Here is a 14,681-nt window from a genome sequence, read left to right on the forward strand (position 1 = left end):
ATGACAGGCCGAACATTTGTCTGAAAGCGCGGCTATCCTCACCATCAAGACAGTGATAACGCGGCGGACGGTAGCTAACCTCAAAAAAATAGCCTTCAAGGCTCGACGTTGATATCGGCAATGCGCCCCGCGGCACGCCGCATGATCGCGGGCGACTGGCCAAAGGCCCTGATAAAGGCGCGGCGCATTCTGTCTGAATCGCCAAATCCCGTTTGCTGAGCAATAGCGCTAATGGAATGGGTACTGTCTTCCATTAGATTCCGTGCGGCCTCCAACCGGATATTTTCCACCGCCTTCGCCGGCGATTGGCCGGTTTCAGTCTGAAATGTACGGCTGAATTGCCGGGGGCTGAGATTGGCCACTGCCGCCAGCTCCTCCACACCCAGGCGATTGCCCAAATTACGGCGAACGTAGGTGATCACTTTCTGCAATCGATCCGACTTGGGTTCCAGCTCAAGCAGGGTGGAATATTGCGCTTGCCCTCCGCTCCGGCGATGGTACATAACAAAGTGACGGGCGATGGCACGGGCCGTCTCGATACCGAAGTCGTCCTCAATCAACGCAAGCGCAAGATCAAGACCCGCCGTGCTTCCCGCACATGTCCAGATAGAACCGTCCACGATAAAAATTCGATTTTCCTCGACATGGACCAATGGGAAGCGCTCCTGGAGCTTTCTGGCGATTTTCCAATGCGTGGTCACCCTGAGACCATCCAGCAGACCGGCGGCGGCCAGCGCGAAGGTACCGGTGCACACGCCGGCGATTCTTCTGCTTCTCTGGCGTGCGGTACGCAGGAACTCAATCACCGCAGAGTCCGGCTGCACCGCGCCGCCACCCACCACCAGCAGGTCGAAATAGTCGTCGGAAAAGGGTTCCGTCTCCACCCACACGCCGACCGGGCCTCGCAACAGACCGCCTCGTTCGGACATCATCCGGGTCTCATACAGCTTCTCGCCCGCCAGTTGATTGGCGATATCGAAGGCACCCGCCACTGCGAGCTGTAATGGTGTGAACCCCGGATACAAAACAAAACCGACTTTCTGAACAGCCATCTCACGCTCCCGTTGTCTTAAAACGACGGAATTATGACATTTATGCCGCCTGTTATTAAAGCCATACTTTTTGAAAATATCAAAAGGTTTACGTCATGAATCCAACCAAGGCTTTTCCTCCCCCGCTGCATGGCGGCCAGCTGATCCTCGCCTCTATCGCGGTAGCGCTCGCAACGTTCATGACCGTGCTCGACTCGTCCATTGCCAATGTGGCCATTCCGAACATTTCGGGCAACCTTGGCGTATCGGTGGACGAAGGCACCTGGGTCATCACGGTGTTCGCCGCGGCGAATGCGGTATCCATCCCGCTCACCGGATGGCTCACGCAGCGTATCGGTCAGGTCAAGCTGTTCGTTGGCGCGATCTTATTGTTTATCGTGGCGTCGTGGCTGTGCGGTATTTCTCCCACCATGCCGGTGCTCCTCACCGCGCGCATCCTGCAGGGCGTTATGGCCGGCCCGCTGATTCCGCTGTCGCAGGCGATTTTGCTGGGTTCGTATCCCAAACACAAGTCCGCGATGGCGATTTCCCTCTGGGGGATGACGGCCACCGTGGGCCCCATCGCCGGCCCCTTGCTGGGGGGCTGGATCACGGACAGCTACAGCTGGTCGTGGATTTTCTTCATCAACATTCCCATCGGACTCTTCGCGGCGGGCGTCACCTGGATAATCTACCGAGACCGCGAAACGGCCACCAGAAAGCTGCCAATCGATGTGGTGGGTCTCAGCCTGCTGATAACCTGGGTCGCCTCGTTGCAGGTTGTGCTTGATAAAGGCAAAGATCTGGATTGGTTTTCATCGCCCCTTATCGTTGCCCTTGGCATTACCGCCCTGGTGAGCTTCGCATTCTTCATGGTATGGGAGTTGACCGAGGAGCATCCGATTATCGATCTCAGGCTGTTCGGACAGCGCAACTTCCTTGGCGGCACTATCGCTATCTCGGTGGGTTATGGGGTGTTCTTCGGCAATCTTGTGTTGCTGCCGCAGTGGATGCAGGAATACCTCAACTACCGTTCCGTTGATGCGGGATTGGTGACCGCGCCGCTCGGCTTTTTCGCCGTCATCATGGCGCCGATCATGGGCCGCGTGTTGCCGCGCACCGACGCCCGCACCATTGCCACGCTCGGCTTTATCGGCTTTGCGTTCGTATTCCTGATGCGCTCGCAATATATTACCGAAATCGACACCTGGCATCTGGTCTTGCCCACGCTTTTGCAAGGCATCCCGATGCCGATGTTTTTCCTGGCGCTGACGTCAGTCATTCTGTCCGGCCAACCGGCCGATCGATTACCCGCCGCGGCGGGACTCTCCAACTTCGCGCGGGTGTTTTGCGGCGCGGTCGGCACGTCGCTGGCCGGCAACGAGTGGAACAACCGCACTGTCCTGCATCACGCCCGCCTCACCGAGCAGGCGAGCATTTACAATCCGGTATTCAATCAGCAGATCGATGCGCTCAAAGCGCTGCTGCATTCAGATACCCAGTCAGCCCAAACGCTGTTCGATTCCACGCTCAGCGCCCAAGCCGCCATGTTAGGGCTAAACGATATCTTTTATCTCTCGGCCGGTATCTTCATCCTGATCATTCCCCTGGTCTGGATCACGCGACCGACCAAGAGAAACCAAGCAGTTTCGATCAACGACGCGCATGCCTGAAATCTGTTGCGGCGTTTTCGTCTGGAAATGAGAACCAACGCGGTTTGGGGAGTTAAACCGACACCGGATTCACCAGCGGCAGCAAGTAGTGATGTAAGTTGATACTTGATTTTTATACACTGGTTCTCCCGCCTTGGGCGTTATTCGCTGGCAGTCAATGCAGGACTTTAAGCCGCTCTCCGCAACGGCTTCTTAGTCTGTCTTATTGACGAGAAATATCACCGTCACGGGGACCGTCCGGTGGCGTTATGGCATCGCCGACGGTATTAATGCGCTTTTTTTCGAGATCGTGATGAATATTTTGCCTTTTTCCTATCTGGTCATCTGCAATAACCGCGGCAAAATAAGCAATAAGCATCGTGTCGGTCAGGGTGCCTCTATACGCTTCCCAACCCAACACCGCGGTGACGGCGATGAAGCCAAGGCCTTTCATCCATTTGCTTAAAGAGGGCTGTCCGTCGCCCGTGCTATTGAATACGTCGAGGATTGGCATTATAGCAGCACCTTGCAGGCGGTTTGATACCGGGCCTGCCTATCGTTGAGACCGTTAGTTCCACCGTTGATACGTTTCGTTAATCCCAGCATGTCCTTGAGATCGGCGAATGCATTGCAGTCATTGGCATCCCAGAACCACCCAGCGGATTGAGCAGCGTTCACGTCTTCGAGGAGTAAGTCAGGGTCGGCAACCAGGTCCAGGTGGAGTTTTTGACCGCAGGCAAGGTAATTATCATGAAAGGTGACCTGTTTGAGCCCCCGGCCACGATAGCGCCAGCCATCGCCGGCCAACTGGTTACCGTAGCGGCCACCGTAAACGATATTTGCGATTGCCATCTGCCGCTCGGGAGATAAAGCCGGCTCCCCTTCCTTACGACCGAGCTGTTCACGCTGCGCGGCGGTTAATCTGTTGCCAAATATCGATAATCCGACGACAGAATAATTAAAAGATTCGGATAGCCTGGTAAATCCGGCTGACTCCGTTCCAATTTGAGCAATGAATGCCGCTTGGCGTAAGCCCGTATCGATACCGAACTTATTCATGGTGTCAGTTAAGGGTATAAACCAACGGGCGGCAAGGGAAGGGGTAATGTTAGCCGCAAAACGAAAATCATCTTGATTCATTGTTATCCCCCTCCACATCGTGCTTAGCCATTTCGGCGGTTCCGGGCGGCTTTTATTTTTGTGCGAAACTCTTTACCTGAATAAATATCAGTGCCGGCAAGCCAAAGGCAATCGCAATAAATAGCATCAGTGCAGCAATTAGCAGCGGGTCGATGAATAGTGCGGGGAATATAGTCGTGAAACCCGTGACGGTGAAGGGGACTTGTGCCGGCAATCCGGCCCGATTGATTTAAATGTTTAAATAAAGCGCGCCCCGGTCTGCGGTCTGCAGCCAGGGTTTATACCGGCGGCAAAAGGAAAATGCCGCTTTCATTTCCCGCGCTTCTTCTCCCGGACTGCGGTCAAAGAAACGCCGAAACTCGCGATTAAATTGCGAAGGGCTTTCATAACCCACCCTGAACGCCGCCGAAGCAGCCGTCATATTATCGCGAATCATCAATAAACGCGCCTGATTCAGGCGTACGGACTTGATGTATTGCAAAGGCGACGTGCCGGTCACCACTTTAAAATGTTTATGGAAAGCGGGCACGCTCAGGCCGGCGTCGCTTGCCAGGATATCAATAGGCAAAGGCTGCGGGTAATCCAGATGAATGCGCTGCAACACTCTGGCGATGTTGGCAAAATGCCCCTGATTGACCAGCGCCGCCCTTATCGCGCCGCCGCGCTCCCCCACCAACGCTCGATAATACAGCTCACGCACCAGCTGCGGACCGATGACCTTTGCCTCTTGCGGCGAGGACAGCGCCCGCAGCAGGCGTAATGTCGTATCCGCCAGCGGGGCATCAAGGGGCGTTGAGATGATTCCTTCGGGTGCGGCGTTAGGCGGAGAATCCGGGGTGTCCAGCAACATCACCAGTTCCGATAACACCGTTCTGTCCAGCGAAACCGTCACCGCAAGCAAAGGTTCCTGCGGGCTGGCTTCCGTTTCGGTGGAAAACGGCAGCGGCACCGAAAGCACCAGATAATGCTGCTTGTCGTAAAAATATACCTTGTCCGCCAGGTAGCCGCGCTTATGGCCCTGGCAGACAATCACAATGCTCGGTTCATAGATCACCGGCGTGCGGCCCAGGGGGCGGTTGGAGCGCATGAAACGCACATCCTCCAGCAATGAGCGGGTATAGCCCTCGTTCGGGGCGAGGTCGCCAATCAGTGACACCATCTCATCGAACATCCGGCATCTCCTCTCTTTATTGCCAGTTACAATCAAGCAATCGCATTGCCGTTTATCCCCTGGAAAGTGAATCCTTTGAATAGAAACAGGCAATCATAGGATAAGAATACGCCTATTTTACCTGCCCCGCTCTGTTTAGCATGGTGGCGTTAACGAGATTTTCATTTTTCAGCCTGTTTCAGAGGAGATAAGACATGAGCAATAAAACCTGGCTGATTACCGGCGCGGCTCGCGGCATTGGTTTATCGCTGGCGCGTCAGGTACTGGCGCGTGGTGATGCGGTTGCCGCCACCTCGCGCACCATGGAGAGTTTGCGCCAGGCGCTGGGGGCGGATAGCGACCGCTTCCTCGCCCTTGAGGTTGATCTGGTGTCCGAGCCTGGCGTGCAGGCCGCTATCGAAAAAGTCATCGGAGTATTCGGCAGCATAGACGTGGTGGTGAATAATGCGGGTTACGGTCAGCAAGGTACGATTGAAGCCCTGACGGATGCGGAACTACGCCGTAATTTCGACGTCAATGTGTTCGCGCCGCTGCATGTGCTTCGCCACGCATTGCCGCAGTTACGCAAGCAGCGCAGCGGACACATCTTCAACGTGGCGTCTATCGTGGGGTTTCAGGGCGGCTATGCGGGCTGGGGCAGTTATGTCGCCACCAAGTTCGCGCTGGCCGGGCTGACCGAAACCCTGGCGGCGGAAGTGGCTGAACTGGGTATCAAAGCGACAGTTGTGTATCCCGGCCCGGTGCGCACCGGATTCCTGTCACGGGAAAGCCTGGTGGTGGCTCAGCACGCCATTGCCGACTACGCCGCCGCCCAGGCATCGCTGGAATTGCACCTGAACGGGCTGGATGGCAAGCAGGCGGGCGACCCGGAAAAACTGGCGTTGCTCATCATACAAGCGGCCGGTGCGGCGCAACCGCCTGTTCACCTGTTCGCGGGTCAGATAGCCAATGAGCTGGCCGAGGAGAAACTAAAGGCCGTCAGCGGGGATCTGGCGGCCTGGAAGAGCGCTTCGCAAGCCACGGATTTCACCGAATGATGGCCGGAATCATTATCGGAGGCTCAGACTGCCGACACACATACCCTGAGTCAATAAGGTGAGGCAGGCACTTTATCCGCTAACTCAGCCGGCGCCGTAAGGCGCCGGCTCATTACTTCCATGGAAGAGATGTATATTGGCGCAATGTGCGCTGATGCAGCAGCAACGATTGCCGCTAAATCATCATAAATGTCGTAATGGGTTCTCGTCATTATTTATCTGACTATCAAATTCCATCATTGTTAATTGATACCAGCATATCTTGATTGGAGGGTTGAATGATTTTTCCTGTTGCTATTGACATGGAACAATACTCACTGAGCGTTCGAAATTAAACGAATGAGATGTCATTAAAGAAGGAATAGGTAAAGCATGAATAAATATATAACCAACAATAACCAAACAATTAAATCCAAAAATAACTCCGTTAATGCTAGTTGTGTTTAGTGTTTCTCCTTTGCGAATATCCCTATAGTCACTCAAGAAGGCCAAAACGCATCAGCAAGGCACAAAAAAAAGGCCGCTGCGATGGTTGCCATCCAGAAATAAATACTGTAAATCAAAATAATATCCACAACGGCAGCAAGTCAATAATTAAATGTATCGAAAATTAATTATTATAGAATCGATTATTATCCCATTATCTAGCGTTAAATATCCGTTTATTACCCTCCCTCTTCAGACTATTTGTTTAAGCATTTTGAACGTCCCTATGATTAATTACTTATAGCGGTTTATTTTTGATTAGACATGCTTCTGGAAATGGTTAGGTCATTCCGTCAAATAAAATAAATAGCACATAAAATTTTCACTTTCATCAATTAATCTAGGGAAAGAATATGCCTATCAAGCCGATACACTCAACCGGGAAGACCACATACCAAGGAAATGGTAGATCAATCACTCAGACTCCTTATGGGCCAATCAGTCATTTAACGGGGCATCCAATGCTGGATTGGGAGGCCCAAGTCCGCGAGCCGTAGGAAAATTAAATACATCATTAAGGAATCTCAATAACAATCTTCAGCAATCTAATCAAAAATTCGTGACCAAATAGCTGACCTACAAAAAAAACAGGCCGAGCAACAAAAAAAACAAAACGAAGAAACCAACCGAAGAATGGAACAGGCCAGGGCGGAACAGCAAAAAAAATTTGCTGACATGAAAGCTAAAACGCAAGCCGACGTTCAAGAAGCCAACGCCAGAATGAGGGCGGAAGAAGCAGCAAGACAGCAGGAAAACATGCAACGTCAGGCCCAGGAAGAGGCAAGACTTCGAGAACAAGAAGAAGCAAAAAATCGGGAAGTGGAGCAACAAAAATTAGCGCAAGAAGCGGCAGCGGCAAGAGAGCGGGAGGAAGCCCAAAGGAAAGCGGATGAGGCCGCCGAAGCCAAGCGACGGGCAAATGAGGCCATTGAAGCGCAGAGAAAAGCCGATGATGCGGCCAAAGTGGCCAAAGAGCTCATTGCTGCGGGGCAATTGAATCAAGAAAACATTCAGACCTATGAGGCTCTTCCCAGCCCGAGCCAAGCAGCAGCTATGGCTGCCGCAGCAGGTCTGGCCTCTACGGCGCCCGCTGCTGAAGGTTTATTGGCGAGAATTACGGCTGCCCTGGCTGAACTGGGCGGGATTGCCTCATCTTCAAAAGCGGGCCCGCACGCCGCCATCATTATTGCTGGGCTTTATCCCAAGGAGGCGGGAGTGGGAAGCGATAATGTGTCCGGCGAAAAACATTTCGTCAAGGCGCTACCGGCCGCAATGCTCAACATGCCATCAGAAGAGCGTTTACGCCAAGCTGCTTTGGAACAGAACACCATCGATGTCCCCATCAGAGGCCGTCTGGTTTTAACAAACAGCCAGATAGCCATTGAACTGATTAGGACTGAACAACCCACGCCCGTTCGCGTCGTTACAGGCATACCTGACGGTAAAGGTAATTATCAATGCACTCTGCCTGGTAAGGAAGATTCACCGGCCAGAACCATTTTAGTGACGCCTGCGAACGCGCCTGGCAGCGAAGGCCTGGGGGCCATAATCACGCCTGAGATTGGCCCAAAGCCTGTTACCCATACCGGTAATAATGCACAGCCTGTTACTTTACCTAAAGTGACGACTTTGCCAGGTTTTGATGGCGATCTGATTGTGGTTCCGCCGCTTGAAACCGCTGATAAGCCGATCTATGTTATGCTAAGCGGCAGGAAAGAAAGCTACCGACCTAATCAAGGCGCTGTGAGCAATATGGGTGAGTTTTTAAACAAACCGGGTTTGGCGAGCACGCGAAGAATAATTCACAAAACCAGCAAAATCTATCAGGGGCAAACTGTTTATGTAGTAACTAATGATGTTAATGATTATCTCACCAAAGGAAGGCAGTTCTACTTGGATGCTAAACATAACAACCATATCGAAGTATTCGATAAAATAATAAAATTAACTGCGTTCTAGATTTGGATGGTAGCATTAATAAGACTAAGACAGATAAAGCAATTGCTGAAGGAAGGATATTACCAAAATGAAAGAGAGCAATATTTTTTCAAGACTGAAGATGAGATTCATTGGAATTTTACAAGATGCATATTCAAACAATGAAAAAGATTTGTCTTTTGATTATAATGCTGATCTCGATAAAAGATTTGAAAACAACATGGCTAAGCTTCAAGATGCAGTTATTTTGTTAGATAAAGCCGAAGATGCTGACGATAAAGTTGCTGCAAAAGTTGCTTTGGTTTACATTAGGGTATACGCAATGAATTTATCTAACTTTTTTGAGGATTTTAAAGATGATGCTGATTTGTTACGCAGCTCATCAATTTGGCCCGATATACCCGAAAATTACGAGCTTCCAGAACACTACAATTTCCCACATAAATGATGTTTGTATCCCGGCTTCGGCCGGGTATTTCTCAAATTTGCGGCACGTTTCGCATTGAAGCGTACGTGATTGGGCGCGTAAGTTGAGATTTATAATTGACCATTGCGTGCATTAGTCGCGGTCAAATTTAACACAAATCCATGGAAGGTTCTGTGTTAAAGTTTCCGATATGGGCTTCGAAACCAACCATACAACAGAGTGAGTTTTTAAGCAAACCGGGTTTGGTGATCACGCGAAGAATAATTCACAAAAAACCAGCAAAATCTATCAGGGGCAAATTGTTTATAAAGCTAACGATGATATTAGCCAAGACCTCCGAAAGGGCGACCAGTTTTATCTGGATGCAAAGCATAAAAATCATTTAGAAGTTTTCAATATGAATGGTAAATTTAAACATGTGCTGAATTTGGATGGCAGCATCAATTCAGACAATACAACTAAAGCTAACGGCGAAGGTAGGACGTTAAAATGATAGAAAATACATTATTTGGTGAGATGGTAATTGATTATAAAGCTATATATGTGTCATTCTTTTTTTGGGATATATTAATAGGATGACACAGAATTATTATGGTTTAATATCCACTGTCACGCTTTTAAAGCGCTCGTAAGTTTCATTATCCGGTGCGGGCGGTATATCAGCACTTCGGAAAGCCTTTAAAGCAGCGTCACACAGCGGTTTATAACCTTCCGCCTGCATTTCATCTCCAATCACACCCTCTTTAGACATTGTGAGATGTATGTTACATTCTTTACCCTTAAAATCTCTTTCAATAAAAAACTTTTTTTCAAAGGCCGATTGCATATCGCGCACATAATCATATGCTTTGTCATCCACAGGCGCAGAAACGACACGAGGTAATGGGCTTGGTAAATTTGTCGTGGTAGTACTGCATGCAGAGGTAAATAATACGCTCAGTAAGCAATGGGTAAAATTTCTTTTCATCCATTTTAATTCCATTCAGGATCATCATGATGATTGCATTCATCAATGCAACGGCGCGCTTTACCAAAACAGTAAAATATTATATTTTTCTGATAAAATCAAGCTTTACTAACAACTCATTTGAACGTTGTTTTAATTCCGTTAAACCACTACAAATATTTTATCACCACCAAAAATCAATTTACACAGACGAAGAACCTGTGTGTATTATTAAAATGTGAAAATGTTGTTCTGTTGGGTTATTTATTTTCTCTTTGCAGATGGATTTCCTTCATTACACTGATAAAGTATCCAGTATAAAACCGGTCACTTTAGTTCTTTTCCGGTTTATATGTGAAGTTAGTATCGTATTAAACAGTATTAGCGCGACGTTAAGGCGTTGAAGCGCCCTACCGCCGCTCACCATCAGCAACTATCAGGAGTAGTCACCATGGCTAAAAAGCATATTAAGTCAGAACCCCGCTCATCCCAAGCAAAAGTTGAAACCCGTTATTATACTGTTAGCTACGTCCCAAATGGCGGTATGCCCAATGCTGCGCCGGCATTGATGCTAAAAGGCCGCTGGCTGCATCAGTGTGGTTTTACCACCGGCAAGAAGGTGACCGTGACGGTGAAAAACGGGCAATTGATCATTGATACTGAATTGCTGGTGTAAACAAATAAGCGATTAAGCAATTCACGGGATTGATTATTAGCTGGCATATGCGTGAAGTGTACACAGGCATTACCGATAATTAATCCCTGCATATTTTGATTGGAAGTTTATAATTTCGCCTGTAGCAATTGGCAGGAGTGATACTCATTTAGTGTTGGAAATTAACGAATCAGATGTCATACAAGAAGGGAATAGGTAAAGCATGGATAAATGTCTCACCAACCATAATCAAACAATTGAGCTTACAACTAATTCAGTCAATGCTGGCTGTGTTTATAGCTTCTCCTTGAGAATATTCCCATAGTCACTCAAGAAGGTCAGAAGCGTATCAGAGAAGCCGCTAAAAAGGCCGCTGCCATGGTTACTATCCTGAAATAAAGTTCTGTAAATAAAAATTATCCACAGGTTGATCATGATCGACAAACGGTTGTCGCCAAATTAAACGCTTTAGGAATGAGCCGATAATTGCGCATAAAAGAGCAGGTTTTCCTTGATGATTATGGAATGAGGCGGAAAAATTCGTCTACGATCATCGTGTCCATCACAGCTATATTTTGTTGCAGGTAATGAAGTGTACGCCGTCATCGTTGGGAGCATAGTTGATGAGCAAACGTTTAGCGGCATCGGCTACGAAATGCCGGAAGGCATTCCTTTTCCAGTAAGCGGCATGGCTGAAGTCTATTTTGATGTCTATGATGGCATGGACTTCCTGGCCGACTTTCGTCATGTGCGATTTGAAGGCCTCGGAAGCGCTGTCGTTCTGCAGACCGTTTCGCTGGCACTCATCGCCCATTTTGAAACATTTAACATCGGTGGATGTGTCTTTCAGGCTGCGGCCGGTGGTGATGTTGATATCGGTAGACGGGTCACTCTGGAAGAGATCTATGACTATATGCTTGGGTTAAAAAGTGAACCACGTTATAATGTACGAACGGGATTGCCAAAGAAAGCACCGCGACCGCTGATACCAGATGAACTATGCGCGTACAAAACTATTACTAAGGGGAGAGCCTGCTATGTCGTCCTACAATAAGCACAATCGTTCCACGCTCCTCACCCACGCCAATGACGAGAAAAAAGTTATGCAGGCATTGATTACCGCTGAGTTGAACGCTCACGCGATCAATCCAGAGGCACATCTAAACGAACTCAAAGCAGGTTTGGCTACCAGCAAAAAGCATTCTTCTGCCACTTTACTGCGTAGAAAGCTAAAAGGTGGCCTTGTTCGTGAGCTTCACGAAATTAAAGCAGATTGATTAAGTGAAGGCTGCAAATGCGGCCTATTACATTCCATCGACAGCCCTTTTTGCTAAAGTTCACACCTAACGCGGCTTTTAACATTAATTATAAATTGAGGTCAATACATGAAATGACTTTGATATTTTTACGAGCGGCATAAAATCGATGTCGTAGTCATCTAACGGAAAACCGATAATTCCAATGTGTGCTTTAAAAGGGAATTTCTTTTTAAAAGATTTACCTTCTTTCTCAGTTCATCAGCAGCAGTATCATTTAAAGCATCTAATGCAGATTGCATCTCCTGCCCGGCTTTGAGAAAACATCTTATCGTCGGTAAATAGCCCAAGGCAACATCTAACAACAGAAAATTGTTTATTTCAGTAAGCAAGAAATAATTGCTCTCGATTTTAATTTTTATAGCATGCATTTAAAACTTCCCTATCGCCGTAAAATGTAAACAACTTGTTTACAGCACCATGTTATAAAATGCTAAATATGCGCCAACATAATTTTTTTGGCGTTGATAATGATTGGGAATCGATTGAAGCGGGCGCGGCTGGCTGCCGGGCTTTCGCAAACTAAGCTGGGATTAGCAGCGGGCATTGAGCCTGATAGCGCTCAACAGCGTGTATCACAGTATGAAAGCGGGCGTTCAATCCCCCAATTCCAGCTTGCTTGCCGGTTTGCGGACGTGCTGAATGTACCCGACTGCTATTTTTATATCCGGAGCGAAGATTTTGCTGAAAAAGTGCTAGACCTTTACCTTAGCGAAAAGTGAAATCAATGATTTCAATGATATGAATGTATGCAGTAGCACCCCTTACGTAGACAAAGGTTCATTCTGCAAACACACCATCCCGATCCTGACGGCATGCACATGCTGCGGGCTTTCTTATGCCTGGCGATACCTATGGGCGTTCAAATTTTATGCACTCAGGCACGCCATACTGCACGCGTATCAGGACTATGCCAAAGCGGGATGGCTGTGGAGGCTTGTTTATGATTTACTTTTGGAACTGCTGGTAAATGCTTTCCGTAGCATATCAGGGAGACCAAAATTGACACCGGAATTACAACGCCGATTAAAAGAGGCCACTGAAGAACAGTTAAGAAAGCTGGTTGAGGCCGCGTACGGTATTAATACTGACGTCGATCAGCGGATAGAGAGCATTTTGCTCGGCAGCGATCTACACGCGCTTGCGCATCAGCTGAAAGACCGTATTAATTCCATTGCCCGCAGCGATCGCTATATCGATTATCAGCAGGCCGCTGAATTCAGCCGGACGTTGAATATCTTGGTTGAGGATATTGCCCGATTGATTGAGGCTGCGCCCAGACAGGCATTTGAGTTGATCGACAGCTTTATGTCTATCCACGAACGCATTTACGAACGGGTCGATGATTCCGGCGGCGATATCGGCGGCAGCTATAGCCAGGCATTAGAGGTCTGGCTGAAGGCGGCACGTTGCTGGCGGGGAAGCGGCGATTGTCCGCTGGATTTGACAGCTGTATTGACGGCACGCCATAACGACAACGGTTACGCCGTGTGGGATGATGTCATCGCCAAAAGCGGTGACCTGTTAACAAAAGATGAGTTGATGCAATTATCCGGACGTTTTGAAAATGTATATCACCAGGCACAGGCGGCTCCATCTGATCGAGATTATAATTCTGGGACTGCCAAGGCCGCGCTGGGTATTGCGGCGGTGGCTAAAGCCTTGGGTGATGTCAACATGTTCGAGCGTTATATACTCATGCGTTCGCCAAAGCCAAATGAATTACAAAAACAAAGCATCATCAACTTTTGTCTGAGCGTAAATGATGGCGAATCCGCGTTGAAATGGCTGCAGGGAACATGGGATAAGCGTTTTGCATCTGAAAGGTTAAGCTTACTGGACGCGACTTATACACTGCTGGGCCGTCATCACGAACTGCTGGCACTGCGGCGCGAAGCCTATCAACGATCCCCCGATCACTGGCGCCTCAAGGCATTGTTGGAAATATTGCCGGAAAATGAAAAACCGGGAGTGGAAGCACAGGCAATTATAAACGCCTTGAAAATCTCTCATCTTCAAGTACGTATCGATACGCTGATCGCCTGTCATGGGATAACAGAAGCAAAAGAGCAGCTTCTCAAGCATATTGCGCAACTGAACGTTTTTTACGGCACGCTGCTTGATTGGGCAGAGGTATTCCATCAGGCACAAGAACACCTGGCCGAGGCGGCGTGCTATCGGTTGCTTATCGAGGACATTCTTGCGTCCGGGCGCAGCAAAGCCTATCACCACGCGGAAGATTACTATCGACAGCTGGCCCGGCTGGATGCAGAGATAGAACGGTATGATCCCCTGCCCTCTTGGCAGGAGTATCAGGTTAAGCTTCGGCAACAGCACGGACGGAAAAAGTCTTTTTGGCAGCGAGCAGTATAAAAAAGCAGGCAGGGCCTTAAGCTCTTACTTTTGGAGATTTGAATGTTATATCCAGTTGCTATTGATAAAGGCAAATCATCTATTGGCGTTCGTGTGCCTGATATTCCTGGATGTTTTTCGGGTGGTAATGATTTTAATGATGCTATTGAAAGCGTTCGCGAAGCCATCGAGGCACATATTGAACTGTTACTCGAGGATGGAGAGCCTGTGCCGCAAGCAACCAGTATTGATAACTACCTGGCTGACTTGGAGTATGAAGGGGTTATCTGGGCGGTAGTCGATGTGGATTTGACCCGTTTAATGGGCAAATCCGAGAAAATAAATGTCACACTGCCATCATTACTGATTCGTCGCATCGATCAGTTTGTTGCCAACCATCCGGAATACGGAAGCCGTTCAGGTTTTCTTTCACAGATCGCAGTGGATAAGATTGTGTCCATGCCGAAGCTGTAACTTATATCAGCAATGCCGACAACTTTGGCTGTGAGGGCTTATTTATGTTTTACTTG

The 14,681-nt window shown here is 48.7% G+C and carries 16 protein-coding genes; 10 read left to right on the plus strand and 6 right to left on the minus strand.

From position 1 onward, the window contains the following. Positions 1 to 95 precede the first annotated feature (95 nt). Positions 96 to 1,052 (minus strand): GlxA family transcriptional regulator, encoded by a 957-nt coding sequence (locus GTU79_RS21865; protein WP_203524747.1) that lies wholly within the window; start codon positions 1,050 to 1,052, stop codon positions 96 to 98. Between the two features lie 95 nt (positions 1,053 to 1,147). Here GTU79_RS21865 and GTU79_RS21870 point away from each other — a divergent pair, with 95 nt between their 5' ends. Continuing rightward, entirely contained in the window at positions 1,148 to 2,704 is a 1,557-nt protein-coding gene (locus GTU79_RS21870; RefSeq protein ID WP_203524748.1) for a DHA2 family efflux MFS transporter permease subunit, read from the plus strand. 202 nt (positions 2,705 to 2,906) lie between these two features. Here the strand turns inward: GTU79_RS21870 and GTU79_RS21875 are convergent, their stop codons facing one another. The 3 genes from GTU79_RS21875 to GTU79_RS21885 form a co-directional block, all read right to left on the minus strand. Next, positions 2,907 to 3,197: a hypothetical protein gene (locus tag GTU79_RS21875; RefSeq protein ID WP_132926319.1), complete on the minus strand. Its 291-nt coding sequence runs from the start codon at positions 3,195 to 3,197 to the stop codon at positions 2,907 to 2,909. Continuing rightward, complete coding sequence (locus tag GTU79_RS21880; protein WP_132926317.1) at positions 3,197 to 3,823, minus strand: glycoside hydrolase family 19 protein; 627 nt, start codon at positions 3,821 to 3,823, stop codon at positions 3,197 to 3,199. The genes GTU79_RS21875 and GTU79_RS21880 overlap by 1 nt, the downstream gene beginning before the upstream one ends. A gap of 229 nt (positions 3,824 to 4,052) precedes the next feature. Next, positions 4,053 to 4,994 carry an AraC family transcriptional regulator gene (locus tag GTU79_RS21885; RefSeq protein WP_214513360.1) on the minus strand — a complete coding sequence of 314 codons (942 nt, stop codon included), beginning with the start codon at positions 4,992 to 4,994 and terminating at the stop codon, positions 4,053 to 4,055. Between the two features lie 194 nt (positions 4,995 to 5,188). Between GTU79_RS21885 and GTU79_RS21890 the strand changes: the two genes are divergently transcribed. From GTU79_RS21890 to GTU79_RS21900, 3 genes are all read left to right on the plus strand, one after another. Continuing rightward, positions 5,189 to 6,031 carry an SDR family oxidoreductase gene (locus GTU79_RS21890; protein WP_203524750.1) on the plus strand — a complete coding sequence of 281 codons (843 nt, stop codon included), beginning with the start codon at positions 5,189 to 5,191 and terminating at the stop codon, positions 6,029 to 6,031. A 1,119-nt stretch (positions 6,032 to 7,150) separates the two neighbouring features. Further along, entirely contained in the window at positions 7,151 to 8,476 is a 1,326-nt protein-coding gene (locus tag GTU79_RS21895; protein WP_214513361.1) for an S-type pyocin domain-containing protein, read from the plus strand. 67 nt (positions 8,477 to 8,543) lie between these two features. Beyond that, positions 8,544 to 8,903 (plus strand): hypothetical protein, encoded by a 360-nt coding sequence (locus GTU79_RS21900; protein ID WP_214513362.1) that lies wholly within the window; start codon positions 8,544 to 8,546, stop codon positions 8,901 to 8,903. A gap of 568 nt (positions 8,904 to 9,471) precedes the next feature. Here the strand turns inward: GTU79_RS21900 and GTU79_RS21905 are convergent. Beyond that, on the minus strand, positions 9,472 to 9,864 hold the full coding sequence (locus GTU79_RS21905; RefSeq protein WP_203524752.1) for a cell envelope integrity TolA C-terminal domain-containing protein: 393 nt from the start codon (positions 9,862 to 9,864) through the stop codon (positions 9,472 to 9,474). A 415-nt stretch (positions 9,865 to 10,279) separates the two neighbouring features. Between GTU79_RS21905 and GTU79_RS21910 the strand changes: the two genes are divergently transcribed. The 3 genes from GTU79_RS21910 (at position 10,280) to GTU79_RS21920 (ending at position 11,760) form a co-directional block, all read left to right on the plus strand. Then, entirely contained in the window at positions 10,280 to 10,504 is a 225-nt protein-coding gene (locus tag GTU79_RS21910; protein ID WP_203524753.1) for a SymE family type I addiction module toxin, read from the plus strand. A gap of 571 nt (positions 10,505 to 11,075) precedes the next feature. Further along, positions 11,076 to 11,537, plus strand: coding sequence for a hypothetical protein (locus GTU79_RS21915; RefSeq protein ID WP_253073394.1), 462 nt, complete (start codon positions 11,076 to 11,078; stop codon positions 11,535 to 11,537). Beyond that, on the plus strand, positions 11,521 to 11,760 hold the full coding sequence (locus GTU79_RS21920; protein WP_214513363.1) for a hypothetical protein: 240 nt from the start codon (positions 11,521 to 11,523) through the stop codon (positions 11,758 to 11,760). Before GTU79_RS21915 ends, GTU79_RS21920 begins: the two co-directional genes overlap by 17 nt. A 161-nt stretch (positions 11,761 to 11,921) precedes the next feature. Here the strand turns inward: GTU79_RS21920 and GTU79_RS21925 are convergent, their stop codons facing one another. After that, on the minus strand, positions 11,922 to 12,170 hold the full coding sequence (locus GTU79_RS21925) for a hypothetical protein (RefSeq protein WP_214513364.1): 249 nt from the start codon (positions 12,168 to 12,170) through the stop codon (positions 11,922 to 11,924). 99 nt (positions 12,171 to 12,269) lie between these two features. Between GTU79_RS21925 and GTU79_RS21930 the strand changes: the two genes are divergently transcribed. From GTU79_RS21930 to GTU79_RS21940, 3 genes are all read left to right on the plus strand, one after another. Then, positions 12,270 to 12,521, plus strand: a complete 252-nt coding sequence (locus GTU79_RS21930) for a helix-turn-helix domain-containing protein (protein ID WP_203524778.1) — start codon at positions 12,270 to 12,272, stop codon at positions 12,519 to 12,521. Positions 12,522 to 12,801: 280 nt separating this feature from the next. Further along, complete coding sequence (locus GTU79_RS21935) at positions 12,802 to 14,172, plus strand: DUF6880 family protein (RefSeq protein ID WP_214513365.1); 1,371 nt, start codon at positions 12,802 to 12,804, stop codon at positions 14,170 to 14,172. Between the two features lie 42 nt (positions 14,173 to 14,214). Beyond that, positions 14,215 to 14,625 (plus strand): type II toxin-antitoxin system HicB family antitoxin, encoded by a 411-nt coding sequence (locus tag GTU79_RS21940; RefSeq protein ID WP_203524757.1) that lies wholly within the window; start codon positions 14,215 to 14,217, stop codon positions 14,623 to 14,625. Positions 14,626 to 14,681: the final 56 nt, after the last annotated feature.

This window comes from Sodalis ligni (assembly GCF_016865525.2).
In the GTDB taxonomy this organism is placed as follows: Bacteria; Pseudomonadota; Gammaproteobacteria; order Enterobacterales; family Enterobacteriaceae; genus Acerihabitans; species Acerihabitans ligni.